The sequence below is a fragment of the Mycolicibacterium septicum DSM 44393 genome (assembly GCF_000455325.1).
GTDB classification, from domain to species: Bacteria; Actinomycetota; Actinomycetes; order Mycobacteriales; family Mycobacteriaceae; genus Mycobacterium; species Mycobacterium septicum.
This window is the reverse complement of sequence record NZ_HG322951.1, coordinates 4,174,024-4,200,338: the sequence shown is the minus strand read 5'-3', so window position 1 is coordinate 4,200,338 and position 26,315 is coordinate 4,174,024. Positions and strand designations below refer to the sequence as shown.

General features: G+C 66.2%; 25 protein-coding genes and 1 tRNA gene. 18 read left to right on the top strand and 8 right to left on the bottom strand.

Annotated elements, in window-relative coordinates:
- From steA to xerD, 5 genes are all read left to right on the top strand, one after another.
- Window positions 1–415: putative cytokinetic ring protein SteA (gene steA / locus TX88_RS19870; protein WP_044518924.1), on the top strand; the 415-nt coding region annotated here is incomplete at its 5' end.
- A 15-nt stretch (window positions 416–430) separates the two neighbouring features.
- Window positions 431–1,372, top strand: a complete 942-nt coding sequence (locus TX88_RS19865) for a copper transporter (RefSeq protein WP_044518923.1) — start codon at window positions 431–433, stop codon at window positions 1,370–1,372.
- 141 nt (window positions 1,373–1,513) lie between these two features.
- Window positions 1,514–3,283 carry a CTP synthase gene (locus TX88_RS19860; protein WP_044519606.1) on the top strand — a complete coding sequence of 590 codons (1,770 nt, stop codon included), beginning with the start codon at window positions 1,514–1,516 and terminating at the stop codon, window positions 3,281–3,283.
- On the top strand, window positions 3,276–3,896 hold the full coding sequence (locus tag TX88_RS19855) for an NUDIX domain-containing protein (protein ID WP_044518922.1): 621 nt from the start codon (window positions 3,276–3,278) through the stop codon (window positions 3,894–3,896). Before TX88_RS19860 ends, TX88_RS19855 begins: the two co-directional genes overlap by 8 nt.
- Entirely contained in the window at window positions 3,893–4,849 is a 957-nt protein-coding gene (xerD, locus tag TX88_RS19850; protein ID WP_044518921.1) for a site-specific tyrosine recombinase XerD, read from the top strand. The genes TX88_RS19855 and xerD overlap by 4 nt, the downstream gene beginning before the upstream one ends.
- Here the strand turns inward: xerD and TX88_RS19845 are convergent.
- Complete coding sequence (locus tag TX88_RS19845; RefSeq protein ID WP_044518920.1) at window positions 4,846–5,598, bottom strand: O-methyltransferase; 753 nt, start codon at window positions 5,596–5,598, stop codon at window positions 4,846–4,848. The genes xerD and TX88_RS19845 overlap by 4 nt on opposite strands.
- 94 nt (window positions 5,599–5,692) lie before the next feature.
- Here TX88_RS19845 and TX88_RS19840 point away from each other — a divergent pair, with 94 nt between their 5' ends.
- From TX88_RS19840 to TX88_RS19800, 9 genes are all read left to right on the top strand, one after another.
- A complete protein-coding gene (locus TX88_RS19840; protein ID WP_234927183.1) occupies window positions 5,693–6,601 on the top strand; it encodes a ParA family protein in 909 nt (302 codons plus the stop codon).
- Window positions 6,598–7,467 carry a segregation/condensation protein A gene (locus TX88_RS19835; RefSeq protein ID WP_110917981.1) on the top strand — a complete coding sequence of 290 codons (870 nt, stop codon included), beginning with the start codon at window positions 6,598–6,600 and terminating at the stop codon, window positions 7,465–7,467. The genes TX88_RS19840 and TX88_RS19835 overlap by 4 nt, the downstream gene beginning before the upstream one ends.
- Before the next feature lie 8 nt (window positions 7,468–7,475).
- The gene (scpB, locus tag TX88_RS19830) at window positions 7,476–8,213 is read left to right on the top strand and encodes an SMC-Scp complex subunit ScpB (protein WP_209447009.1); all 738 of its coding nucleotides are present in this window, start codon (window positions 7,476–7,478) and stop codon (window positions 8,211–8,213) included.
- A gap of 1 nt (window position 8,214) precedes the next feature.
- A complete protein-coding gene (locus TX88_RS19825) occupies window positions 8,215–8,955 on the top strand; it encodes a pseudouridine synthase (protein WP_044518918.1) in 741 nt (246 codons plus the stop codon).
- Window positions 8,952–9,638, top strand: coding sequence for a (d)CMP kinase (gene cmk, locus TX88_RS19820; RefSeq protein WP_044518917.1), 687 nt, complete (start codon window positions 8,952–8,954; stop codon window positions 9,636–9,638). The genes TX88_RS19825 and cmk overlap by 4 nt, the downstream gene beginning before the upstream one ends.
- Complete coding sequence (der, locus tag TX88_RS19815) at window positions 9,635–11,053, top strand: ribosome biogenesis GTPase Der (RefSeq protein WP_044518916.1); 1,419 nt, start codon at window positions 9,635–9,637, stop codon at window positions 11,051–11,053. The genes cmk and der overlap by 4 nt, the downstream gene beginning before the upstream one ends.
- Before the next feature lie 85 nt (window positions 11,054–11,138).
- Window positions 11,139–11,906: a sulfite exporter TauE/SafE family protein gene (locus TX88_RS19810; protein ID WP_084621945.1), complete on the top strand. Its 768-nt coding sequence runs from the start codon at window positions 11,139–11,141 to the stop codon at window positions 11,904–11,906.
- 243 nt (window positions 11,907–12,149) lie between these two features.
- The gene (locus tag TX88_RS19805; RefSeq protein ID WP_044518914.1) at window positions 12,150–13,091 is read left to right on the top strand and encodes a sulfite exporter TauE/SafE family protein; all 942 of its coding nucleotides are present in this window, start codon (window positions 12,150–12,152) and stop codon (window positions 13,089–13,091) included.
- An 80-nt stretch (window positions 13,092–13,171) separates the two neighbouring features.
- Window positions 13,172–13,245, top strand: a tRNA-Pro gene (locus TX88_RS19800).
- Between the two features lie 1,040 nt (window positions 13,246–14,285).
- Here the strand turns inward: TX88_RS19800 and TX88_RS19795 are convergent.
- Together TX88_RS19795 and TX88_RS19790 are read right to left on the bottom strand one after the other, a co-directional pair.
- A complete protein-coding gene (locus TX88_RS19795) occupies window positions 14,286–14,492 on the bottom strand; it encodes a hypothetical protein (protein ID WP_084621943.1) in 207 nt (68 codons plus the stop codon).
- 33 nt (window positions 14,493–14,525) lie between these two features.
- Entirely contained in the window at window positions 14,526–14,927 is a 402-nt protein-coding gene (locus tag TX88_RS19790) for an ester cyclase (RefSeq protein WP_044518912.1), read from the bottom strand.
- A 295-nt stretch (window positions 14,928–15,222) separates the two neighbouring features.
- Here TX88_RS19790 and aspT (TX88_RS19785) point away from each other — a divergent pair, with 295 nt between their 5' ends.
- Together aspT (TX88_RS19785) and aspD are read left to right on the top strand one after the other, a co-directional pair.
- Window positions 15,223–16,947, top strand: a complete 1,725-nt coding sequence (gene aspT / locus TX88_RS19785) for an aspartate-alanine antiporter (RefSeq protein WP_044518911.1) — start codon at window positions 15,223–15,225, stop codon at window positions 16,945–16,947.
- A gap of 27 nt (window positions 16,948–16,974) precedes the next feature.
- Window positions 16,975–18,615, top strand: coding sequence for an aspartate 4-decarboxylase (gene aspD / locus TX88_RS19780; protein WP_044518910.1), 1,641 nt, complete (start codon window positions 16,975–16,977; stop codon window positions 18,613–18,615).
- A gap of 50 nt (window positions 18,616–18,665) precedes the next feature.
- On the opposite strand, the gene aspT (TX88_RS19775) is transcribed toward aspD, so the two are convergent.
- The 3 genes from aspT (TX88_RS19775) to TX88_RS19765 all read right to left on the bottom strand — a co-directional run bounded on the left by aspT (TX88_RS19775) (window position 18,666) and on the right by TX88_RS19765 (window position 21,698).
- Window positions 18,666–20,366 carry an aspartate-alanine antiporter gene (gene aspT / locus TX88_RS19775; RefSeq protein WP_049925087.1) on the bottom strand — a complete coding sequence of 567 codons (1,701 nt, stop codon included), beginning with the start codon at window positions 20,364–20,366 and terminating at the stop codon, window positions 18,666–18,668.
- Window positions 20,367–20,607: 241 nt separating this feature from the next.
- Window positions 20,608–20,967, bottom strand: a complete 360-nt coding sequence (locus TX88_RS19770; protein ID WP_044518909.1) for a hypothetical protein — start codon at window positions 20,965–20,967, stop codon at window positions 20,608–20,610.
- Window positions 20,964–21,698, bottom strand: coding sequence for a hypothetical protein (locus tag TX88_RS19765; protein WP_244438459.1), 735 nt, complete (start codon window positions 21,696–21,698; stop codon window positions 20,964–20,966). The genes TX88_RS19770 and TX88_RS19765 overlap by 4 nt, the downstream gene beginning before the upstream one ends.
- A gap of 145 nt (window positions 21,699–21,843) precedes the next feature.
- On the opposite strand from TX88_RS19765, the gene TX88_RS19760 reads away from it, so the two are divergent.
- The gene (locus TX88_RS19760; RefSeq protein WP_044519602.1) at window positions 21,844–22,143 is read left to right on the top strand and encodes a hypothetical protein; all 300 of its coding nucleotides are present in this window, start codon (window positions 21,844–21,846) and stop codon (window positions 22,141–22,143) included.
- A gap of 125 nt (window positions 22,144–22,268) precedes the next feature.
- Entirely contained in the window at window positions 22,269–22,748 is a 480-nt protein-coding gene (locus tag TX88_RS19755) for a hypothetical protein (protein ID WP_110917980.1), read from the top strand.
- Window positions 22,749–22,754: 6 nt separating this feature from the next.
- Here TX88_RS19755 and TX88_RS19750 read toward each other — a convergent pair whose 3' ends face one another.
- Window positions 22,755–25,643 (bottom strand): MMPL/RND family transporter, encoded by a 2,889-nt coding sequence (locus TX88_RS19750; protein ID WP_044518907.1) that lies wholly within the window; start codon window positions 25,641–25,643, stop codon window positions 22,755–22,757.
- Window positions 25,640–26,086 carry an MmpS family transport accessory protein gene (locus TX88_RS19745; protein ID WP_110917979.1) on the bottom strand — a complete coding sequence of 149 codons (447 nt, stop codon included), beginning with the start codon at window positions 26,084–26,086 and terminating at the stop codon, window positions 25,640–25,642. Before TX88_RS19745 ends, TX88_RS19750 begins: the two co-directional genes overlap by 4 nt.
- Window positions 26,087–26,315: the final 229 nt, after the last annotated feature.

The following is a 26,315-nucleotide window of genomic DNA, read 5'->3' as shown; positions in this document are numbered from 1 at the left end:
CGCCGCCGGTCTGGAGCGCATCCAGGACCTCGGAGTCGGCGCGATGACCTTCCCGGCCGCCGGATCGGCAGCCGACCTGGCCCTGCTGCTGTGCGACCACCACGGCGCGTCGCTGATCGTCACGGCCGGTCACACGGCCTCGATCGAGGAGTTCTTCGACCGGACGCGCCAGCGCAGCAACCCCTCCACGTTCCTGACCCGGCTGAAGGTCGGGGAGAAGCTCGTCGACGCCAAAGCGGTGGCGACGCTGTACCGCAGCCGGGTGTCCGGCGGGGCGATCGCGCTGCTGGTGCTGGCGATGCTCGTGGCGGTGGTTGTCGCGCTGTGGGTGTCCCGGGCCGACGGTGCCGTGCTCGACTGGGTCGTCGACTACTGGAACCGTTTCACGCTCTGGGTACAGGGTCTCGTCAGCTGAACGGGTCGGTGAGCTGTGATCACGCTACGTGCGCACGCGATTTCCCTGGCGTCGGTGTTCCTGGCATTGGCCATCGGGGTGGCCCTCGGTTCGGGGCTGCTGTCGAACACCGTGCTGTCGGGGCTTCGTGACGACAAGAAGGAACTTCAGCACCAGATCGACACCCTCACCGACGGCAAGAACGCGCTGAACGAAAAACTCAAGGCGGCAGGCGAATTCGATGCGCAGATGGCACCGCGGATGGTGCACGACGCATTGAAGGACAAGTCGGTGGTGGTGTTCCGCACACCGGATGCCGTCGATGGTGACGTCGACGCCGTGTCGCGGTTCGTCCGCGATGCGGGTGGCACCGTGACCGGCAAGGTCTCGCTCACCCAGGAATTCGTCGAGGCCAACTCGGCCGACAAACTGCTCTCGGTGGTCAACTCGCCGATCGTGCCGGCCGGTAGGCAACTGAGCACCGCGGCGGTGGACCAGGGATCGCAGGCGGGCGACCTCCTGGGCATCACTCTGCTGATCGACAAGAACCCGGCCGCCGCGCCCGTCGACGACACCCAGCGCCAGACCGTGCTCGCCGCGCTGCGCGACACCGGGTTCCTGACCTATGGCGATCCGCACATCGGCGCCGCCAACACGGCGCTGATCGTGACCGGAGGCGGCCTCGGCCAGGACGGCGGCAACAGGGGCTCCACCGTGGCCCGGTTCGCCGCCGGGTTGGCGCCGCACGGCACCGGTACTGTGCTCGCGGGACGCTCTGGGTCGGCTTCTGGAACCGGTCCGGTGGCTGTGACCAGGTCAGATGCCGGTTTGACCGCCACGGTGAGCACAGTGGACGACGCCGATTCCAGCGCCGGTCAGATCACCGCCGTCCTGGCTCTGGGCGATCTCGTGAGCGGAGGGAAGCCCGGCAAGTACGGCACCGGGCAGGGCGCGACGTCGGTGACCGTCCCGCAGTAGCGAGCCGCGACCGCCCAACTGCTCCGCGTACGCGCGGCGCGTCAGCGACGGCTTGTCGGTGTCGGTGTTAAGGTGAGATTCCGTGGGTCGGCAGGCCACAGCAGTTTCTCGATTCCCTGCCCGTCGTCACGGAGGATGCTTTTGCCCGCCTTACGCAAGCACCCGCACACCGCCACCAAACACCTCTTCGTCACCGGTGGTGTGGCGTCATCGCTCGGTAAGGGGTTGACCGCTTCGAGCCTCGGTCAGCTGCTCACCGCGCGAGGGTTGCAGGTGACGATGCAGAAGCTCGACCCCTATCTGAACGTCGATCCGGGCACCATGAACCCGTTCCAGCACGGTGAGGTGTTCGTCACCGAGGACGGCGCAGAGACCGACCTCGACGTCGGCCACTACGAGCGGTTCCTGGATCGCAACCTGTCCCAGTCGGCCAACGTGACCACCGGCCAGGTGTACTCCACGGTGATCGCCAAGGAACGCCGCGGCGAGTACCTGGGCGACACCGTGCAGGTGATTCCCCACATCACCGACGAGATCAAGAGCCGGATCCTGGCCATGGCCGAGCCCGATTCGTCCGGACAGCGCCCCGACGTGGTGATCACCGAAATCGGCGGCACCGTGGGCGATATCGAGTCGCTGCCGTTCCTGGAGGCCGCCCGTCAGGTGCGCCATGAGGTCGGCCGGGACAACTGCTTCTTCCTGCACGTTTCGCTGGTGCCCTATCTCGCCCCGTCCGGTGAGCTCAAGACCAAGCCGACCCAGCACTCGGTGGCCGCGCTGCGCAGCATCGGCATCACCCCCGATGCCCTGATCCTGCGGTGTGATCGTGACGTCCCCGAACCGCTCAAGAACAAGATCGCGCTCATGTGCGACGTCGACATCGATGGTGTGATCTCCACTCCGGACGCGCCGTCCATCTACGACATCCCCAAGGTGCTGCACCGCGAGGAACTCGACGCGTACGTGGTGCGCCGGCTCAACCTGCCGTTCCGCGATGTGGACTGGTCGGAGTGGGACGACCTGCTGCGCCGGGTGCACGAGCCGCAGGAGACGGTTCGGATCGCCTTGGTGGGCAAGTACATCGACCTGTCCGACGCCTACCTGTCGGTGGCCGAGGCGCTGCGCGCCGGCGGCTTCAAACACCGCGCCAAGGTGGAGATCCGGTGGGTGGCCTCCGATGACTGCGAGACCGACCTCGGTGCGGCCGCCGCGCTGTCCGATGTCGACGGGGTGCTCATTCCGGGCGGTTTCGGCATCCGCGGCATCGAAGGCAAGCTCGGGGCGATCTCGTTCGCCCGCAAGCGCGGCCTGCCGGTGCTGGGTCTGTGTCTGGGACTGCAGTGCATCGTGATCGAGGCGGCGCGGTCGGTCGGTATCGCCGGTGCCAACTCCGCCGAGTTCGACCCGAAGACAGTGGACCCGGTGATCTCCACGATGGCCGATCAGAAGGACGCCGTCGCCGGTGAGGCGGACCTGGGCGGAACCATGCGGCTCGGCGCGTATCCCGCGGTCCTGGAAGCGGGATCGATTGTGGCCCAGGCATATCAGGCGACCGAGGTGTCCGAGCGGCACCGGCACCGCTACGAGGTCAACAACGCCTACCGGGACCGGATCGCCGAGAGCGGGCTGCGGTTCAGCGGCACCTCGCCGGACGGGCACCTGGTGGAGTTCGTGGAGTACGACTCGAAGATCCATCCGTTCCTGGTCGGGACCCAGGCCCACCCCGAACTCAAGAGCCGGCCGACGCGGCCGCATCCGCTGTTCGCCGCGTTCATCGGCGCGGCGCTGGACTACAAGGCCGAGGAGCGGTTGCCCGGCATGGACCTGCCCGAGGATTTCGCCGAGGATGCCGGGGAAGTGGAAGCCGGCGAAAGTCCTGTCGACGACGCCGAAGCCGCTTCACTTGGCTGAACACGACTTCGAGACCCTGGCCAGCGAAACCGTCTACGTCGGAAACATTTTCGCGCTGCGCGCGGATGAGGTCAGCATGCCCGGGGGCGGTTCGGCCCGGCGCGAGGTCGTCGAGCATTACGGCGCGGTGGCCGTGGTGGCTCTCGACGAGGACGGCAACGTGGTGCTGGTGTATCAGTACCGGCACCCGCTGGGCCGTCGGCTCTGGGAACTGCCCGCCGGTCTGCTCGACCTCGGTGGGGAGCCTCCCGAGGTGACCGCGGCCCGCGAACTCGTCGAAGAGGTCGGCCTCAGGGCCGACCACTGGCGGGTGCTGGTGGATCTCGATTCGACGCCGGGGTTCTCCGACGAGAGTGTGCGGATCTTCCTGGCCACCGGGCTGACCGACGTCGGACGCCCCGAGGCCGAGCACGAGGAAGCCGACATGGTGGTCGAACGCGTGCCGTTGCAGGAGGCCGTTCGCCGGGTGTTCTCCGGCGACATCGTCAACGGCATTGCGGTGGCAGGCATTCTGGCCGCGCACGCGATGCCCGATGGCGAGGCGTTACGACCGGTCGAGGCGCCGTGGACCGACCGGCCGACAGCGTTCAGGCGGCGAAAAGGCCTGCTATGACGACGCCGTCCCCCGTCCGATCGGCCCTCGACGACCAGTTACAGGGCTACCTCGATCACCTGACGATCGAGCGGGGCGTGGCGGCCAACACCTTGAGCTCCTACCGGCGCGACCTGCGCCGCTATGCAGAGCATCTGACCCAGCGTGGAATCGATGATCTGGCCAAGGTGGCCGAGGCCGATGTCAGTGACTTCCTCATCGCCCTGCGCCGGGGCGACCCCGAGTCGGGAGTGGCTGCGCTGTCGGCGGTCTCGGCCGCCCGGGCCGTGGTCGCGGTCCGCGGTCTGCACCGGTTCGCCACGGCCGAGGGGATCACCGCACTCGACGTCGCCCGCGGGGTGAAACCGCCCACACCCAGTCGCCGGCTGCCCAAGAGTCTGACCCTCGACGAGGTGCTCGCGTTGCTCGAGGCCGCAGGCGGGGACAGCGAGGCCGACGGTCCGCTGACGCTCCGCAACCGCGCGCTGCTGGAATTGCTGTACTCCACCGGGGCGCGGATCTCGGAGGCCGTGGGTCTCGACATCGACGACATCGACACCCAGGCCCGCTCGGTGCTGCTGCGCGGCAAGGGCGGCAAGCAACGGCTGGTGCCCATCGGCCGTCCCGCGGTCAGCGCCCTCGACGCCTACCTGGTGCGGGGCCGTCCGGATCTGGCCCGGCGCGGCCGGGGCACGCCGGGGATCTTCCTCAATGCCCGCGGCGGGCGGCTGTCCCGGCAGAGTGCCTGGCAGGTGTTGCAGGATGCGGCCGAGCGGGCCGGGATCACGTCGGCGGTCTCGCCGCACACGTTGCGGCACTCGTTCGCGACCCACTTGCTCGACGGCGGCGCCGACGTGCGCGTCGTACAGGAACTGCTCGGTCACGCCTCGGTCACCACCACGCAGATCTACACCATGGTCACCGTGCACACGCTGCGCGAGGTCTGGGCGGGTGCGCACCCGCGGGCGCGCTAACCGCCCAGATACTCCGATTCCAGCACCAGGTCAGGCAGCAAGGTCTGGTACTCGGCATGCGTCTTGTGATGCTTCGTATCCCAGAGTGACCCCTGCTGCTCCTGCATGTAGGCCAGGTACTTCGGGGCTCCCGGAAGCTTCACGTTGTCGGCGACCACGATCGAGCCGCGGTGCAGCCAGCCCCGGTCCACCAGGCTCTGCAGGTCGGTCAGATAGGCGTTCTTGTCGTGATCGAGGAACACGAAATCCAGCCCGCCGGCATCGAACCCGCCTGCCGAGAGCGCGTCGAGCGTGCGTCCGCCGTCGTCGATCGTCCCGACCACGCAGGTGATCCGGTCGGCCACCCCGGCGTGGGCCCAGATGCGTCGCGCGATGTCGGCGTTGGTGGGGGAGAACTCCACCGAGAACACCCGGGCGGCCGGCGCGGCGCGGGCGATGCGCATGGCCCCGTAGCCGCAATAGGTGCCCAGCTCCAGAGCCAGGCGCGGATTGGCCCGCACGACCGCCGCGTCGAGCAGCGCACCCTTCTCGTCGCCGACGTTGATCAGAAACGACTTCTCGTAGGCGAACTTGTCGACGGTGGCGATGACATCGTCGAGGTCGCCCGCGCGGGCGTTGGCCACGACATAATCGGCGGCCGCGGCCTCCCGGCCATCGCCCCACTGCCCGGTGCGGGCGAAGTGTCTGGCGCCGATTCCCATCCGGATGAACGACCACCGCAACAGCGGCAGCCGCTGTTTGAGACTCATGACGCACACCATATGCGCCCGATTGCCCGCGGGTCTGCCCGTCCTAGCTGCGTACCGACGTTAAACTTGCGGGGATGTGCGCCATGACTGCGGGATGCCTGACCGGTGGCGGTCGGGCGTGAACGACGACGGCGGGCATGACGGACTGTTCGAGCACAGCTCACCCGAGCTCGGTCTGACCGGGCGGCCACCGAGGGACATCCCCGAACCGCGGCCCCGTTCGACCCACGGCCCGGCCAAGGTCATCGCGATGTGCAATCAGAAGGGCGGGGTCGGCAAGACGACCTCGACCATCAACCTGGGGGCCAGCCTGGCGGAGTACGGCCGCCGGGTCCTGCTGGTCGACCTGGACCCACAGGGCGCGCTGTCGGCGGGCCTCGGCGTCCCGCACTACGAACTCGAGCACACGGTGCACAACCTGCTGATCGAACCGCGGGTGTCGATCGACGACGTCGTGATCAAGACTCGCGTCAGCGGCATGGACCTCGTGCCCAGCAACATCGACCTGTCGGCCGCCGAGATCCAGCTGGTCAACGAGGTGGGCCGCGAGCAGTCACTGGCCCGGGCCCTGTACCCGATCCTCGACCGCTACGACTACGTGCTGATCGACTGCCAGCCGTCGCTGGGCCTGCTCACGGTCAACGGGCTCGCCTGCGCCGACGGTGTGATCATCCCCACCGAATGTGAGTACTTCTCGCTGCGCGGGCTGGCACTGCTGACCGACACCGTGGACAAGGTGCACGACCGGCTCAATCCGAAGCTGTCCATCAGCGGCATCCTGGTGACCCGCTACGACCCACGCACGGTCAACGCGCGCGAGGTCATGGCCCGCGTGGTGGAGCGGTTCGGCGACCTGGTGTTCGACACCGTGATCACCCGGACCGTGCGGTTCCCGGAGACCAGCGTGGCCGGCGAGCCGATCACCACCTGGGCACCCAAGTCCGGCGGCGCCGTGGCCTACCGATCGCTGGCACGCGAAGTCATCGACCGGTTCGGCGCGTGAACGATGTCCTGAACAACCCGACCACCGAGGGCGCCGAAGCGGATGCCGCGGTCGGGGACGAACCGACTGCCGGCGATCAGCAGAACCGTTTCCAGGTTCGGCTCACCAACTTCGAGGGGCCGTTCGATCTGCTGTTGCAGCTGATCTTCGCGCACCGGCTCGACGTCACCGAGGTGGCATTACACCAGGTCACCGACGATTTCATCGCGTACACCAAGGAGATCGGCGCCCGCCTCGAGCTCGACGAGACCACGACGTTCCTGGTGATCGCGGCCACGCTGCTTGACCTGAAAGCCGCCCGGCTGCTGCCCTCGGGCGAGGTGCACGACGAGGAGGATCTCGCCCTGCTGGAGGTCCGCGACCTCCTGTTCGCCCGACTGCTGCAGTACCGGGCGTTCAAACACGTCGCGTTGATGTTCGCCGAACTCGAGGCCGCGGCGCTGCGCAGCTACCCGCGCGCGGTGTCGCTGGAGGACCGCTACTCGGACCTGCTGCCCGAGGTGATGCTCGGCGTCGATGCCGGCAAATTCGCCGAGATCGCGGCCGCCGCCTTCACCCCGCGCCCGGTGCCCACGGTGGGTATCGACCACATCCATGCGCCCAAGGTGTCGGTGCCCGAACAGGCGCACCGGATCATCGCCCTGCTCGAACAGCGAGGGATCGGCGAATGGGCAACTTTCTCCGAACTCGTGGCAGAGTGCACCGACGGACTCCAGATCGTCGGCCGCTTCCTGGCGCTGCTCGAACTGTTCCGGGCCAGGGCGGTAACATTCGAGCAACCAGAAGCGCTTGGAGTGCTCCAGGTTTCGTGGACCGGAGATCGGCCGACCAGCGAACATCTGGCAACCGCGGATGCGGAAGAATAGCGAGAACGATGACTGACGAGATCTCCGATTCCGGAGAGCTGTCCGATGATGCCCCGGGTGATGTGATCCCGGTCGGAGATGACCTGGGCATCGACGTGGCGACGGTTCCGGAGCTCGAAGACGGTGAACTCGGCGCCGTGTTGGAAGCGTTGTTGCTGGTGGTGGACACGCCGGTGACGGTCGACGCGCTGGCCTCGGCGACCGAACAACCCGCCTACCGGGTGATGGCCAAGCTGCGGCTGATGGCCGAGGACTTCGCCGCGCGGGACAGCGGCATCGACCTGCGCGAGGCCGCGGGCGGGTGGCGGATGTACACCCGGTCGCGGTACGCCCCGTACGTCGAGCGGCTCCTGCTCGACGGCGCCAGGTCCAAGCTGACCCGGGCGGCCCTGGAGACCCTGGCCGTGGTGGCCTACCGCCAACCGGTGACCCGGGCGCGGGTGAGCGCGGTGCGTGGCGTCAACGTGGACGCGGTGATGCGGACCCTGGTGGCGCGCGGTCTGATCACCGAGGCAGGCACCGATCCGGACTCTGGCGCGGCGGCGTTCGCCACCACCGAGCTGTTCCTGGAACGGCTGGGCTTGTCGTCGCTGTCCGACCTGCCCGACATCGCGCCGCTGCTGCCCGATGTCGACGTGATCGACGACCTGAGCGAATCACTCGGCGACGAGCCGCGTTTCGCCAAACTCAACGGCGGCTCATCCGGCAGCAATCAGCCGCTGGCCTTCGACGTGGACAAGGACTGACATGGCTGAAGAAGGCGTACGGCTGCAAAAAGTGTTGTCACAGGCCGGAATTGCCTCCCGGCGGGTGGCCGAACGGATGATCACCGACGGTCGCGTCGAGGTGGATGGTCGACTGGTGACCGAGCTCGGCACGCGGGTCGACCCGGCGGTCGCAGAGATCCGGGTGGACGGATCGCGCGTCGTACTCGACGACACCCTGGTGTACCTGGCGATCAACAAGCCGCGCGGCATGATGTCGACGATGTCCGACGAGAAGGGCCGCCCCTGTGTGGGGGACCTGGTGGAGCACCGGGTCCGGGGCAACAAGAAGCTCTTTCACGTCGGCCGGCTCGACGCCGACACCGAGGGGTTGCTGCTGCTGACCAACGACGGGGAGCTCGCCCACCGGTTGATGCACCCGTCCTATGAGATCCCCAAGACCTATGTGGCGACGGTGATCGGCACGGTGCCGCGCGGACTCGGGAAGAAACTGCGCGCCGGTGTCGAATTGGACGACGGCCCGGCCCATGTCGATGACTTCGCGGTGGTGGACACGGTCCCGGGCAAGACCCTGGTGAAGGTCACCCTGCACGAGGGGCGCAACCGCATCGTGCGGCGGATGCTGGCCGCAGTGGATTTCCCGGTGCAGGAACTGGTCCGCACCGACATCGGTTCGGTGGCGCTCGGCGAGCAGCGGCCGGGCAGTATCAGGGCGCTCAGCCGCAAGGAAATCGGCGAGCTTTATCAGGCGGTGGGAATGTGAGCGGGTCTCTGGTGGTAGCGGTCGATGGACCGGCGGGAACCGGAAAGTCTTCGGTTTCAAGGGGTTTGGCGCAGGCGCTGGGTGCCAGCTACCTGGACACCGGCGCGATGTACCGCATCGTCACCTTGGCGGTGCTCCGCGCCGGTGCCGACCTGGACGACGCCGAGGCGATCGACGCGGTGGCCTCGGGCGCGGTGATCGGTGTGGGTTCGGATCCCGGTGAGGACCGCGCCTTCCTGGCCGGTGAGGACGTCTCCGCCGAGATCCGTGGCGACGAGGTGACCCGGGCGGTTTCCGCGGTCTCCGCGGTGCCCGCGGTGCGCACCCGGTTGGTCGATCTGCAGCGCGAACTGGCGGCATCGGGCGGCCGCGTGGTGGTCGAGGGCCGCGACATCGGCACCGTGGTGCTGCCCAAGGCCGACGTCAAGATCTTCCTGACCGCGTCGGCCGAGGAGCGGGCCCGGCGCCGCAACGCCCAGAACATCGCGAGCGGGCTGCCCGATGACTACGCGACGGTGCTCGCCGACGTGCAGCGCCGCGACCACCTCGATTCAACGCGGGCCGTGTCGCCGCTGCGTGCGGCCGAGGATGCTCTGGTGGTCGACACCAGCGATATGGACCAGACACAGGTCGTGACACACCTTCTCGACCTGGTGACCCAGCATGCGGGGGTACGGCGATGAGCGTCTCTGACGGAGACGGCACCTGGTCGGACGAAAGCGACTGGGAGTTCGGCGACGAGGTTGCCGAGGTTCTTGAGGAAGCGGCGGCGCCGCCTCCGGTCCTGGCCGTCGTCGGTCGGCCCAATGTCGGGAAATCGACTCTGGTGAACCGGATCCTGGGCCGTCGCGAAGCCGTCGTGCAGGACATCCCCGGGGTGACCCGCGACCGGGTGTCCTATGACGCGAACTGGCTCGGTCGTCGGTTCATGGTGCAGGACACCGGGGGATGGGAACCCGACGCCAAGGGCCTGCAGCAGCTGGTGGCCGATCAGGCGCTCGTGGCGATGCGCACCGCCGACGCGATCATCCTCGTGGTCGACGCGGTCGTCGGCGCGACCTCGGCCGACGAGGCGGCGGCGAGGATGCTGCGCAAGTCGGGTAAGCCGGTCTTCCTGGCGGCCAACAAGGTTGACACACAGCGGGGCGAATCCGATGCCGCGGCACTGTGGTCGCTTGGCATCGGCGAGCCGCACGCGATCAGTGCCATGCACGGCCGGGGCGTGGCCGATCTGCTCGACACCGTGATGGAAAAGCTGCCTGAGGTTTCGGAGGTCGGTGGTAGCGGTGCCGGCGGCCCACGCCGCGTGGCACTGGTGGGCAAGCCGAACGTCGGCAAGAGTTCGCTGCTGAACCGGCTGGCCGGCGACGAGCGCTCGGTGGTGCACGACGTCGCGGGCACCACGGTCGATCCTGTCGACTCGCTCATCGAATTGGGCGGCAAGACTTGGCGTTTCGTCGACACCGCCGGTCTGCGGCGCAAGGTCGGCCAGGCCAGCGGCCACGAGTTCTACGCCTCGGTGCGCACCCACGGCGCGATCGACGCGGCCGAGGTGGCGATCATGCTGATCGATGCCTCCCAGCCGCTGACCGAGCAGGATCTGCGGGTGCTGTCGATGGTGATCGAGGCCGGGCGCGCACTGGTCATCGCATTCAACAAATGGGACCTGGTCGACGAGGACCGGCGGTACCTGCTGGACAAAGAGATCGACCGGGAACTGGTGCAGGTGCAGTGGGCGCCGCGGGTCAACATCTCGGCCATGACCGGCCGGGCGGTGCAGAAGCTGGTGCCTGCGCTGGAGACCTCACTGGCCTCCTGGGACAAACGGATCTCGACCGGACAGCTCAACAACTTCCTCAAGGAGATCGTCTCCGCGACACCGCCGCCGGTGCGCGGTGGCAAGCAGCCCAAGATCCTGTTCGCCACCCAGGCGGCCACCCGGCCCCCGACCTTCGTGCTGTTCACGTCGGGGTTCCTCGAGGCCGGTTACCGCCGGTTCCTGGAGCGGCGCCTGCGTGAGCAGTTCGGTTTCGAGGGCAGCCCGGTGCGGATCAACGTCCGGGTCCGCGAGAAGCGCGGAGCACCGAAGAAGCGCTAGTGATTTGTGCACGCCGGGTAACGCCTGGCGTGACGCGCCGTGCACAAGTCGGGCCGATAGGGTGGCCCGAGTGTCTGTCACCCACATGATCCTGATCGCCCTGGCCGGCGTCGGCGCGGGAGCGATCAACGCCATCGTCGGGTCCGGCACGCTCATCACCTTCCCCACGCTGGTGGCGCTGGGGATTCCGCCGGTCACGTCGACGATGTCGAATGCCGTCGGTCTGGTGGCCGGCGGGGTTTCGGGCACCTGGGGTTACCGGCGCGAACTGCGCGGGCAGTGGAAGCGGCTGCGCTGGCAGATTCCCGGATCGGTGATCGGCGCCGGCCTGGGCTCCTGGCTGCTGCTGCACCTGCCGGAAAAAGTGTTCGTCACAGTGGTGCCGATCCTGCTCATCCTGGCCCTGGTTCTGGTGGTCGTCGGCCCGCGGATCCAAGCCTGGGCACGGCAGCGCGCGGAGGCGTCCGGGCAGTCGGCCGACCATGTCAGCCCGAAGCGCATGGCTGTGCTGGTGATCGGCACGTTTGCGGTCGGTGTCTACGGCGGCTACTTCACCGCCGCCCAGGGAATCCTGCTTATCGCGGTGATGGGTGCGCTGTTGCCCGAGTCGATGCAGCGGATGAACGCCGCCAAGAACCTGCTGTCGTTGTTGGTCAACATCGTGGCGGCGCTGGCCTACACGATCGTCGCGTTCGACCGGATCAGCTGGGAGGCGGCGGGCCTGATCGCGATCGGTTCGCTGATCGGCGGATTCCTCGGCGCGCACTACGGCCGCCGGCTGTCGCCGAACGCGTTGCGGGCCGTGATCGTGGTGGTGGGCCTGATCGGGCTGTACCGGTTGCTGACGGTGTGAGCCCATCGACGGGATCCCGCCCACGCTCTTGTAGGCTTGCTCAGTCTGTCTAACGACGAGGGAGAGGGGCGACCGGTGGCTGAACGTGCATACCGAACCGCACCGTCTACCCTTGCTGCTCTCGAGCCGTTCTGGCCGTCGCGCCGGTTGATGGCTTTCGACGAATGGTGTCGCGCGCGCATCTGATCCGCGCCCGTCAGTCATCAGGTCGCCCGGCGACCACAATCGAAAGCAGCCGAACCCATGCGTTCGCTTCTGATCTTCACGCTCGTCGGCCTCGGGGCCCAGTTGGTCGATGGTGCGCTCGGCATGGCCTTCGGTGTCACCGCCTCGACCCTGCTGGTGCTCAGCGGGGTGGCCTCGGCGCAGGCCAGCGCCGCGGTGCACCTGGCGGAGGTCGGCACCACGCTGGCGTCGGGTCTGTCGCATTGGCGGTTCAAGAACATCGACTGGAGCATCGTGCTCAAGCTCGGTGTGCCCGGCGCGATCGGCGCATTCCTCGGGGCCACGGTGCTCTCCTCGCTGTCGACCGAGGACGCCGCGCCGCTGATGGCCTCGATCCTGCTCGGCATCGGCGTGTACGTGCTGCTGCGGTTCTCACTGGGTTCGCCGCCGGCGTTCCGTACCGGCAGCTCCTCGCACACCGCGAAGTTCCTGACCCCGCTGGGCTTGTTCGGCGGCTTCATCGACGCCTCCGGTGGTGGCGGCTGGGGTCCGGTGACCACCAGCACGCTGCTGTCGCAGGGCAAGACCGCGCCCCGCACGGTGATCGGATCGGTGAGCGCCTCGGAGTTCCTGGTCGCGGTATCGGCGTCGCTGGGCTTCCTGGTGGGCCTGCGGTCGGACTTCCTGCACAACCTCCCGATCGTGGCGGGCCTGGCGGTGGGCGGTGTCCTGGCCGCACCGCTGGCGGCCTGGTTGGTGTCGAAGGTCAGCCCCGCGCTTCTGGGCACCGCGGTGGGCGGCGTGATCGTGCTGACCAATGCACAGAAGCTGCTGAAGTACTTCGGCATCCACGGAGCCGCCTCGACGGCCATCTACGTCACGATCGCCGTCGCGTGGGCCGGACTGGTGTTGTACGCCTGGCGGACGTCGCGGGCGCCGGAATACCTGCCCGAGGAGCTCGACGCCGAGGAGCCTGCCGAAGAAGAGCTGGCAGACGAGCCGGACACCGCAGCGCGGTGACACAACGGGGGAGCGATTGGGGCGAAAGCGAGTCTCTACGGTAAGCTTTCGACTCGCTGCCGGTGCAAGCCGGAAGCAAGCGGGCTGTGGCGCAGCTTGGTAGCGCACTTGACTGGGGGTCAAGTGGTCGCAGGTTCAAATCCTGTCAGCCCGACAGATGAAGTAGCAGGTCAGAGGCGGTTTCCGAGGTTCGGGAACCGCCTTTTTCATGTCCGTACCCAAACGCTGTACCCAAACCGGTCGGGACGGCCGGTTGCGGCGCGATGGTCCTGCGACTGCCGGTCGTGCCGACGATGCGGCCGGGTCGCCGGTACACGATCGCGCCGAAGGCCACGTACACAACCATCCGCGCGGCTCGCCGGTCAATTACGGATTCGGTATTCCTGGTGTCAAAGCTCCCGGTGTCCCCGGTGTTACATCCAGCGCGGGTGCTGGAGGTCCCGGTGCGGGGATCCGTGGTCCCGGTATTTCCGGTGTCTCAGGTGGTCGCTCATCTGGCGGGATTCCCTCGGTGGGCAAGACCGGTTCGCTCCAGAAACCGTCCGGGGCCATGTGGTCTTTGCAGAAATTCGTGGAGTTCATCACCACCATGTATTCCCTCCACAACCCTGGCGGGTTGGGTGCTGGTGCCATCTCGCCATCTGGACAGCGCCACGTACAGCTGAGGGCGCCGACACCTGCGCCACCGAATGCGAAGCTACCGCCGCCGTTGGCGGCACCGAGAACGCCGTTGACGCCGAAACCACCTGCCTCGCAGTGCATATGCGAGCCGTTGATCTCGGTCGGATAGTCGCAAAAGCCACCTTGCGCGAACAGCGCGCCGCCGCCGGACCCAACGCCGGGATATGGGCAGAGGTCGGCGTGCGCCGATCCGGCCGGGAGAAACATTGACGCACAGAAGCCGAAAGACACCACCGAAGAGCAAGTTATGAGCTTCTTCATTCTCTTCATCCGATTCGTGTACTCGAATTTGGGGCCGCTACGAATTCGAATTCTGCTCCGGCCCATCGCCCAACGTGGTCCGTTTGATGCAGCCGCCGACTCGGAGTGGTCATGGCGACTTCACCTTCGTCGCCACGTCGACCAGGATTTTTGCCCAACTTCTTGGCGCGTCACGCGACGATGACGTCCGGAAATGGTTCTGACCTGCCCGGAATCGACACCCAGACACCTCAGCGGATGTCACGCCGATGGTCAGCCCAGGCCGATGCCGAAACCGAATTCGAAGTCCACATTGACGCCCGGCACCCCGCTGACGGTGTCGGTGGGCGCGTTCGGGTTGCCGACGCAGTAATCGACCTCGACGCCATCGACAACGTCGCTGGTGCAGGTTGCGATCGGTCCGGCCGAGGCGTTCGGCGCGCTGACGATCGCGGATAGGGCGAGCGTGCTCGCCGCCATTGCCCGCCGCCCGAATCGTGCCCGCACGGCGTGCTACTTCGTGAGCAGCGAGTGGTACAGCTCGAACGAGGCCTGTTCGACCCAACCGTGCTGCAGCTTGCCGTCGGCCACGGACCAGACAGCGGTGCCGGTCATGGCGATCGGTTTACCGTCGGGTTCGGTGCCGAGGATGCCGTTGTTGGTCCCCGTCAGTACCCACCGGGAGGTGACGCGGGTGCCGTCCTCGTTCTGAAAGGACTCGAGTGGGTTGATGTGCAAGTCGTTGACGTGATCGAGGAATTGCTGCACCCAGTGTTCGACGTCGTCTATTCCAGAGATTTTCTGACCGCCTGCTTCGATGACGATGTCGGCGGCGGCGAAGCGGCCGAGGGCATCGGCTTCGTGGGCGTTCCAGACGTCGTCCCAGAATGCCCTGACGATCTCTGTTGATCGCATATCTGTACGATCCCACTCTTCTGCCACGACCGTAGGGATTTCGACATGCGCGCAGAAAATCCTGGTTCTACTCCCGCGAGAACGAACTGATGCCCGGCGCCGTGCGGGTGGGCCACGACGGTTTTCCCGTTCGACGGATGGATCGGCGCGAAATCATTTGGCTGTGAGGGCAAATCGAACTGCTCGCGGTCTGTGCGACTGGGGGAGATGTGAAAGAAACCCGGACACACCCGAGTTCGGGTAATACGGTGGCAGTGTTGTCGATCCTGTCCGTCAGCATGCGTAGGGGAACGTCTTGCACAACATCGCGCGGGCATTCATCGACCATCCCGAGATTCCGATCTTCCTGGCGCTGGCCGGCGGCTATTTCTTCGGAAGATTCCAGTACAAGGGTCTGGGTCTCGGCGCGGTCACCGCGACGCTGCTGTGCGGCGTCATCCTCGGCGCGGTGTTCCAGACCGGTGGCGACAGCATCCACATCGACGGTGTGGTCAAGCAGGTGTTCTTCCTGCTGTTCCTGTTCGCGCTCGGGTACAAGCTTGGGCCGCAGTTCTTTTCGGGTCTCAAGGGTGACGGACTGCCGCAGGCGGTGTTCACCGTCATCCTGATCGTCGTCGGCCTGGCCACGGTGATCGTGCTGGCCAAGGTGCTCGACTACGACCCTGGCCTGGCGGCCGGCCTCGCATCCGGGGCTCTGACGCAGTCGGCGATCATCGGTGTCGCCCAGACGTCGATCGCCGACCTCAACATCGGAGCCGACACCATGCGGCAATGGCAGGACCTGGTGTCGGTCGGGTACGCGGTCACCTACATCTTCGGCACGATCGGCGCGGCGATCTACTGCGGCAGCATCGCCCCCCGTCTGCTCGGTATCCGGGACCTCCCGGCATCGGCGAAGGATCTCGAGAAGAAGCTGGGCTTCCGGGAAGAGGTCGCCGACGTGCTGCCGGCCTACGACCAGATCGTGCGACGGTCCTACCGGATCGTGCGCGGGCTGCCCGAGCGGCACGGCGAAGGTATGACGGTCACGGAGATCGAGGACTTCCTGCGCCAGGAGACCGGCGGCCGCGTGTCCATCGCGCAGGTCCGCCACGACGGCAAGATCGTGCCTGCCGCAGCCGATCTCCGGGTGTTCCCGGGTGACGATGTCGCGGTGAGCGGACGGCGGGAGTGGGTCATCGGCGGACCGATCACCGACCTGTGTGAGGAGGTCGATGACCCGGACCTGCTGTCCTATCCCCTCGAGGAACTCGACGTCGTGCTCACCAAACACAGCGTCGACGGTATGACGATCGGACAGGCTTCCGCCGACCCCGACTTCCGCGGCGTCTATCTCAAGCGCATCATGCGGGCCGGCCACGAGATCCCGATCGCCTCCGAGGTGAAACTGCGGCAGGGAGACGAGGTCCGTCTGGTCGGGGAACGTCACCTGATCGAGAACACCGTTGCCCTCGTCGGCTATCCGGAGCGCACCACTCCGGAGACCGACATGGTGACCGTGGGCCTCGGCGTCGCCGTCGGTGCGCTGATCGGGCTTCCCACCCTCATGGTGGAGAACATCCCGCTGTCGCTCACGACCAGTGTGGGTGCGCTGCTGATGGGTCTGCTGATCGGCTGGCGCCGATCGAAATCGCCGACCTTCGGCCGCATACCCCCTGGCGCACAGTGGTTCTTCGAAGGCGTCGGCCTGACCGCGTTCATCGCCATCGTGGGCATCACCTCAGGCCCCGGCTTCATCAAGGGTTTACAGAACTACGGCGTGTCCCTGTTCCTGGCCGGTGTGGTGGTCACGATGGTGCCGCTGGTGCTGATGACGTTCATGGCCAGGTACGTCTTCAAGTTCGACCCGGTACTGACGCTGGGCATGCTGACCGGCGCGCAGACCACCACCGCGGCGGTCGGATCGGTGCGCGAGGCCGCGAAATCCAGTGTGCCGCTGCTGGGTTTCACGGTGCCCTATGCCATCGGGAACATTTTCCTGTCCATCGGCGGCGCCGTCGTCGTCGCTTTCATGGCCTAGCCGCCACGATCCCCGAAAGGACCTTCGATGACCTTCGAACACATCTCCCGTGAGGAGATCGTCGAACTTCAGCAGCTCTCGCCGTTCGAACTCAAGTCCAAGCTGATCGAACTGGCCGACGAACTGGAGGAGCGCTCGACCTTCCACATGCTCAACGCCGGCCGCGGCAACCCGAACTTCATCGCCACCACACCGCGGGAGGCCTTCTTCGCCCTGGGAACTTTCGCGCTCGAGGAATCGCGTGCGGACCGGGAGTGGGACCACGAACTCGTCGGTGTGCCACAGAAGGACGGCATCGCCGACCGGTTCCGGGCGTGGCTCGCCGACCGCAAGGGACAGCCGGGGATCAAACTGCTCTTGCAGACATTGGGCTACGGTGTCGACGAATGCGGTTTCGACGCAGACTCTTTCGTGTGGGAGCTGGCCGACTCGATCATCGGCGATCACTATCCCGAGCCTGACCGGATGCTCAAGCACAACCACGAGATCACCAAGCGCTACCTGATGCAGGAACTGGTGCCCGGCAAGGACCTCGGTGACTACGACCTGTTCGCCGTCGAGGGCGGCACCGCGGCGATGTGCTACATCTTCGACTCGCTGATGCTCAACCGGCTGATGCACCGCGGCGACAAGGTCGCGCTGATGGTGCCGATCTTCACGCCGTATCTGGAGATCACCGAACTCGACGAGTTCGATTTCGAGCGCGTCTACATCGAGGCGTCGGCCACTTTCGAGGACGGCAGGCACTCCTGGCAGTTCCCCGACTCGGAGATCGACAAGCTGCTGGACCCGGACATCAAGATTCTCTACTGCGTCAACCCGACCAACCCACCGTCGGTACGCATCGCGCCAGGGACACTCGAGCGGATCGCCGACGTCGTCAACAACAAGCGGCAGGACCTCATCGTCATCACCGACGACGTCTACGGCACCTTCATCGACGGCTTCCAATCGCTGATGGGCGCCGCGCCCCGCAACACCATCACCGTCTACTCGTTCTCGAAGTACTTCGGCGCCACCGGCTGGCGGCTGGGCACCATCGGCATCGCGGCCGACAACGTGCTCGACGAGAAGCTGGCCGCGCTGTCGGAGGAGGACAAGGTCCATCTCGACAAGCGATATGCGCCATTGACGTTGACACCGCGCAACATCAAGTTCATCGACCGTCTGGTGGCCGACAGCCGCAATGTGGCGCTCAATCACACCGCAGGGCTGTCACTGCCCCAGCAGTGCCAGATGCTGCTGTTCTCCGCGTATTGCCTGCTGGACAAGGAGGACTACTACAAGCACCAGGCGCAGGCATTGATCGCCAGGCGGTACAAGGCATTACAGCGCGGGATGCAGATCGACATCGAGCCCGATCCGAACCGGGTCGCCTACTACGTGGAACTCGACTTCCTGGTGTGGGCCGCCGAGCGCACCTCGGATCCGAAGTTCATCGAGTTCGTCGAGGCCAACTACGAACCCACGGACATCCTGTTCCGGTTGGCCGAGCAGACCGGTGTGGTACTGCTCAACGGTGGCGGGTTCGAGGGGCCCGAGTGGTCGGTCCGGGTCTCTCTGGCCAACCTGCGCGACAAGCAGTACGAGGAGATCGGCGCGGCGATGATCACGGTGTGCGAGGAGTACCTCGCCGAGTACGGGGACAGCAAGGGCAAGAAGGGCTGACGGCCGGAACCCGCACGGCCCGGACGGTATTGGTTCTCCGGGCCGCGGGTTCAGGATCCCAGGGCGTGTGCCATTGCCACCACGATCGGGCCGAGTAGGGGCAACGCGACGTTGGAGAACGCGTAGACGATCGTGTAGGCCATCAACGGAGTGGCATTGCCCGCCGCCTGCTGGACCGCGGTGACGCCCGGCGTCGAGCACTGCTGGCCGGTGATGGCGCCCAGCGCGAGCGGCGCGGGCAGGTGCATGATCTTCCACGCCACGAACAGCGACACGAACGCCGGTATCGCCGTCATCGCGACACCCGCGATCGGAAGGCCGATGCCGAACTCTTTGACCAGCGAGACCGCTTGCGGGCCTGAGGACAGGCCGACCGCGCAGATGAACACCGCCAGGCCGAGCGTCTTGATGACGTCAGCCGCATCCGAGGCGTACTGCCCGAATGTGGGCCGCTTGGAGCGGATCCACCCGAACAGCAGGCCTGCGAGCAGGCAGCCGCCGCCGGTGCCGAGGGTGAGTGGGATATCGCCGATCGGCAAGACCAGTCGCCCAACGAGGAAGCCGGCGACGAGCCCGATCGAGATGAACACCAGGTCGATGGTGATCGACGGGTTGAGCCGGAACCCGATCCGGTCGATCAACCGCTGGAGGTCGTGAGAGTTACCGGCGAGGCGCACGACGTCGCCGTGCTGGATCGTGGTGCCGTCGCTGACGGGTAGGTCCTTGTCGCCGCGGGTCACGCGCTGGAGGAACACGCCGCGCCGTTCCTCGACACGGACATCTCGCTTGAACTGGCCCAGCGTCGTGGTCTTCAGTTCCTTGGCGGTGACAACGACATCGGCGATGTCGAGGTTCATCGCCAGGTCGTCGCCGACGACCTCCTGTCCGATGACGTCCTCGGCTCCGACGACCTTGTCGCGCAAGCCCACGACGAGGACTTTGTCCTTGAAGGCCAGTTGGAGATCGGGTTGGACCTCGAGGAGCCGGCCGCCTCTGGAGACCTGCTCGATGGTGGTCTCGTCGCCCAGGTTGCCCAGGACGTGGGCGACGTTTTCGCCGGCCGCGATCGTGACCTGGTAGACACGTCCGACGATGCGCGGCGCGGCGGGAGTGGCGGTGTCCTCGTCGGTTCCGCCGCCGAGCTGCTTCCACAGCTTGGCGGCCTCGTCGCGGAGGGAGACCCGCATGATCAGCGGGAAGAACTGACTGGACAGCAACACGATGGTGATGAGCCCGCAGATGTACGAGATCGAGTACGCGGTGCCGACATTCGCCTGGAGTGTCGCGATCTCGGCGTCCGAGAGCGGGAGTTTGGCGATGGCGTCGGTGGCCGTGCCGACTACCGCGGACTCGGTGGCCCCGCCTGCGAGCAGACCCGCCGCGGTGCCGACGTCGAGGTTCATGATGAGGATCGCCGCCGCGGTGATGCCCAGGACGGAGACGATCTCGACGACGGTGAACAGTCCGTACTTCAGGCTCTTGCGATTGAGGCTGGCGATGAATGTCGGCCCGGAGACGTACCCGAGCGTGAAGATGAACATCGCGAAGGCGAGAGTCTTCACCTGGTCGTTCAGCTTGATGTCGCCGGCCATGCCGATCAGGATCGCCACGAGCAGCGTTCCGGCCACGCCGCCGAGCGAGATCTTCCAGACCCGTACCTTGCCGACCGCGAATCCGAGCGCGAGACACACGAAGAGCGCGATCTCGGGCGTCGATTCGAGCATTTCGATGACCCCGCTGATCCCCGTCATCCGTTTCTCGCTCCCACGCGCTCTGCCGCGTCGCTCGAAAGCGGCATCCAGGTGTCGGAGCCGGTGTCCGATCTGCGCATAGGACTCCTCGGGGAGGGTTCACATCGAAACGGGCCCAGATGATTCGGCGGTTTCTCGTGTCGAGCGGTCGTCACTTCACTCGGCGGTCACCGACGATTGTGAATGTATCCGGATTGGGGGCTGCACACTGCACAACCGCAAATTCCACTGGGATACAGCGCTATCCGGATACGGCCCGGCGAGACGCGGTTTCACCGGGCACCAATTCGAGGTTGTCGCCGACGTCGATCGTGACCACGGCCGTCGCCTGGAACAGGCCGTAGAAGTCGTCGGTCCTGGCGAAGGTGTGTGCCCGGGAGAACAGCGGCTGCACGTCGAACACCCGCACCCGGAGCTTCTCGCGCGTGAGTCTGCCTAGTTCCCGGCCGGATTCGGGATCGGTGATCACCTGGTCCGACTCGGAGTGCACGGCAAAAACCATGCCCGGCACCACACCTGCCTCGGCGCCGCGATTGATCACCAACGTGTAGTCGTCCTCGATGAGCGCGACCTGGCCCGAGAGAATGTGCCCATCGGTCATGACGCCGCCAGGGAATTGCTTTCTCGCAAGGACTTGGGCGCGGAGCCTGCCCTGATGCGCGGCCGTGCGTCGTGGCCTTCCAGGGACAGCAGCGCGTCGACGTGGCTCGCTTCGTCCTGCTCGGTCCCGAGCGTGAGTTCGACGGCGGTCTTGGCCTGGAACAGCGCGATCATCGCGTGCTGCTGGCGTTCGGCGCCGAATGCGTTGAGCGCGACCGCGAGCTTCTTGTCGACGTACTCGACCGAACGCTGCAATTCGGGCGCCGAGGCTCCCTGGCTTTCCGCCCGCGGCGCTTGCTCGACGCCGAGTCCGCTGTACCAGCGGTGTGCGAGCGCACCGAGGGCGAACGAGCACACCGGGACCACCACGACGATGCAGGCCAGGCCGAGCGAGTTCGACAGTGCGATTGCCCCGACGATGCCCAGGAGCATGGTCATGACCACCACGGTCACCAGGCGCACGGCCGGCGGCACTGCCGCGATCGAGTTGGACAGCTGTCTCAGGGCTTGGCCGCCGGATCGCGCAATGCCGGCGACGAACCCGACCACGGCGGTGGCGGCAGTGCGCGTGACCTGCCCCACCTTGTCGGCCTGCTCGCGCGTCACCGCGGGCTTGGGCATCGACCACACCCGCTGCTGCTCCGGCGGCGCCTCGGCCGCGGTCTGTGGTTCACCCTGCACCTCGTCGGACTTCGGCTCGGACGTCTCGGGAGCCGGCACAACGTTTGTCACATTCGCATCAACAACCACATCTGCATCATCGCGCCGGTAGCGTCCGATGCCGGTTCCGGCGCGCCGAAGATCGGCAATTCAAAGGCTGGGTGTTGCTCACACGGCCAATCCCTTTCCCGGTGTGGCCGGTCCGCGCTATGAATCAATGGTGAGCAACCATGTGAACCTGACCGCGCAGGAAAGCTCGTTGATTGCTGAGAGTCATCCCGATGCTCTCGCTCGGATGGACGAGAAGTCGCTGAAGGACCTGCAGAGTCGGCTCAGACAAGCACGTGACAAGAACTTCAGCCTCTTGCGGCGCCAGGGCGCGGCTCGCGTCGAGGCTGAAGGTGCCCGCGGATCCGCTCAGCCGGCCAACGAAAAGCGCGGCGAAAAGGTGGACGTCTTCGATGAGGCGCTGGCTCGGGTGACTCAGCGCCTGGAGGACATCAGCGACGCCGAGTAGCACTCGGCGGGCTTTCCTGCGAAAGCCCTGTCAGCACTGTTTCCCCGGGTCGAACCTGCGGTAGCGTTGTTAGTGGTTCTAGGTAATCCGGCAACGTCCGGTCGGGAAGCAGAGGAGCAGCCGCGGTGGATCTCGGTGTCTGGGGTGATCTGACGATTCTTGCCGCCGTGATGGCGGCGACCTTCGCGGCGTGCGTCTTCGTGTACATCGGCCGGTTGGAGAGGCGAACCCCCGCTGCGCTCGGTGAGAAGGTGGGCGCGCACAAGGCCGTTCTGGCCAAGCTGCGCAAGCGCGAACCGATGTCACGGGACGAGTTCGACTACGCGACCGAGCTGGTGAACGACGCTCGATCACCGCTCGCCTACGCGATACCCGCCGTCCTGTTCAGCATGGGGTTCTTCTATGTGGTCGGCTGCCTCTACGAACTCCACGTTCACGGCGGCAACCCCTCCTTCCGGACGTTCATCGGGGGGATCCCGATGCTGACGTCGATGAACATCGCGGCGCAGTTGCGCCGCGTCGCGGCCCTGAAGGGAAAGCTCGGACAGGTTTCGGTCACGGCACCCGAACCGGCCGATGAGCTCAGACCTGTTGGCGCGAACTGAATTTCGCTACTTGCTCGGGCGTGACGACCCGGCGACCGGGTCTCCGTCCTCCCACAACAACAGTTGGCGCACCGCTGCGCGCGAGCCGTAGGGCTGCAGCATCTGGCTCGCGGGGCGGGGGCGCACCCGCAGCGGCCACCAGAACCAGCGCCCGAGCAGGGTGGCGATGGCCGGCGTCATGAACGAGCGCACGATCAGCGTGTCGAACAGCAGACCGAGGGCGATCGTCGTTCCGATCTGACCGAGGATCCGCAAGTCGGCGAACACGAACGAGGCCATGGTGGCCGCGAACACCAGGCCGGCCGACGTCACCACCGCGCCGGATCCCGCCATGGCGCGGATGATTCCGGTGTTCAGGCCGGCGTGGATCTCCTCCTTGAACCGGGAGACCAATAGCAGGTTGTAGTCCGACCCCACGGCCAGCAGCAGGATGACGGCCAGTGCGAGCACGATCCAGTACAGGTCGATGCCGAGGATGTCCTGCCAGATCAGCACGGAAAGCCCGAACGAGGCGCCAAGGGACAGGGCCACGGTGCCCACGATGACGATCGCCGCCACGATGCTGCGGGTGATGAACATCATCACCAGCAGAATCAGGGAGAGAGCCGCGATTGCCGCGATCATGAGGTCGTACCTGGCGCCGTCCTGAATGTCCTTGTAGGTGGCGGCAGTACCGGCCAGGTAGATCCTGGACCCGGCCAGGGGAGTGCCCTTGACGGCATCCTGCGCGGCGTGCCTGATGGCGTCGATGTGCGAAATGCCTTCGGGCGTAGCGGGATCACCGTCGTGGGTGATGATCATGCGAGCGGCCTTGCCGTCCGGTGACAGGAAAAGCTTGAGCCCACGCTGGAATTCGGGGTTGGTGAACGCCTCCGGCGGCAGATAGAACGAGTCATCGGTCTTCGACGCGTCGTAGGCCTGACCCAACGCGGTGGAGTTCTGCAACGCCGCCGCACTCTGGTCGTTGAGACCAGAATTGGTGGCGTAGTTCGTCATCGTCAGGTCGCGGTTGGTCTGTTGGCTGGCGATCTGAGGAGGAATCAGCGCCAACAGCTTCGGCTGCAGCGCATCCAGTTTGGCGATACTTCCCGAGACGTTTCCCAGCTGGTCGGTCAGCGCGTCGATGCCGTCGAGGGCGTCGAAGACCGACCGCAGCGCCGCGCACATCGGGATGTCGAAGCAGTGCGGCTCCCAGTAGAAGTAATTGCGCAGCGGGCGGAACTGGTCGTCGAAGTCGGCGATCTTGTCCCGCAGGTTCTGGGCCGTGGCGACCGTTTCCTGGAACGCCTTGCTCTGTTCATCGGTAATGGCGCTGGACTGCTGTTGAAGCGAATACTGCTGCCGCAGAACGTCGATCGAGCTGTTGATCACGTCCACCTGTTTGAGCAGGTCGGCCGTGCGGGCCTGCTGGAAGGGCAGATTGTTGATCTGTGCCGCATTGCTCGCGCTGATCTGGAACGGAATCGACGTGTGGTCCAGCGGCGTGCCCAGCGGCCGGGTGATCGACTGCACCTGAGCGATGCCGTCGGTGTGGAAGACAGCCTTGGCGACGCGCTCCAGCAGGATCATGTCGGTGGGATTGCGTAGGTCGTGATCGGCTTCGACCATCAGCAGTTCGGGATTCAGCCGGGCCTGCGAGAAATGGCGTTCCGCGGCCGCGTAGCCGACATTGGCCGGGGCGCTGGCCGGCATGTAGGGCCGGGCGTCGTAGCTCGTGCTGTATCGCGGCAGGGCGAGCAGCCCGATCAGGGCGACGGCGATGGTCACCACCAGGATGGGCCCGGGCCAGCGGACGATAGCGGTACCGATACGTCGCCAACCTCGGGTGCGCATCGGACGGGACGGCTCGAACAGGCCGAAGTGTCTGCCGATGACCAGCAGCGCCGGCGCGAGGGTCAGCGCTGCCACCACGGCGACGAGGACACCGATTCCGGCAGGCACGCCGAGACTGTTGAAGTACGGGAGCCGGGTGAAGGTCAGGCACAACACCGCGCCGGCGATCGTCAGGCCCGAGCCCAGGATGATGTGCGCGGTCCCGTGATACATCGTGTTGAACGCCGTGACGCGGTCCTGCCCCGCATACCGCGCTTCGTGAAAGCGGCCGAGGATGAAGATCGCGTAGTCGGTTCCGGCGGCGATCACCAGCAGGGTCAGCAGATTGGTCGAATACGTCGACAATTCGATGATGCCGGCGTTCGCCAGCACCGCGACGACGCCACGCGACGCGGTCAGCTCGATCATCACCGTGAAAATCACCAGAATCGCCGTCGTGAAGCGACGGTAGAGCGACAGCAGCATCACCAAGATCACCCCCAGGGTGATCAGGGTGGTTTTCAGGGTGCCGTGGCGGCCCACCTCGAACTGATCGGTGACCAGGGGAGCGGCACCGGTGACATAGGCCCTGACTCCGGGCGGCGGTGGTGTGTCATCGACGATGCGACGCACTGAATCGACGGATTCATTGGCCAACGACTCGCCCTGGTTGCCGGCGAGGTACACCTGCACCAGTGCGGCCTTGCCGTCGGCGCTCTGTGAGCCGGCCGCGGTCAGCGGATCGCCCCAGAAATCCTGGATGTGCTGGACGTGCTTGGTGTCCTGTCGGAGCTTCTGAACCAAGCCGTCGTAGTAGTGGTGCGCGTCGGCGCCGAGCGGCTGGTCGCCCTCCAGCACGATCATCGCCGAACTGTCGGAATCGAACTCGTCGAACACCTTGCCGATCCGCTTCGCGGCCTGCAACGACGGCGCGTCCTGGGGGCTCAGCGACACGTTGTGCGACTCGGCGACGGTCTCCAGCTGTGGCACGAAAACGTTCGTCACCACCGCCAGGCCCAGCCAGAACAGGGCGATGAGCACCGAGAACCGCCGGATGAGATCCGGAACCCGCTGGGCGCTCATCCGGACTTGTCCAGGCAGTAGGTGAAGGCGTTCAAGGTGTTCACTGTTCTCTCGTCCTTGACCACGTCGTCGATCTTGATCCGGCAGCCGATCGAGTCGCCGTTGCCCTGCGCCGAGACGTTCACCGCGACGGCGGGCTGGGTGGTGGTCGTGTCGTAGGTCCAGGGCAGCGTGACGGCGTCGGCGCGCTGCGGTTGGGCGTTGACGTCCATGTAGGTGATGGTCGCGACTGTGCCGGGCGGGCCGAAAACCTCCAGGACCACGTGTTTGGGGTTGAACGGCACGATGTCGCTTCCAGAGCCACTCGGTGTCGCCGTGACGTCCTGAGAGGCGAAGATGCCGTGCAGCCGGAACACCACGAAGCCGGCCAGCGCGATCACCACAACCGCTACCAGGTACATCCAGCGTCGGACCAGCCGGCGTCCGATCGAAAACCGCTGCATCCGTGACCCTTTCAATGCGCGGTGACAGGCGCGGACCGCAAGAACATTCCTCTAGGACGACTAATCAACTAGGTTGACACGGTATGGCACCGGGGCGGGCATCACAACCGCGTAGCTGCGGAATGTTCCTGTGCGTCACCTGGGAATCGGGCGCTGAGTACGCCGTCGCCGAACGAAGTGTGAACACCAAAGCCACAAAAGGCGTCGCTCGGGCATTACAGATTCGAAG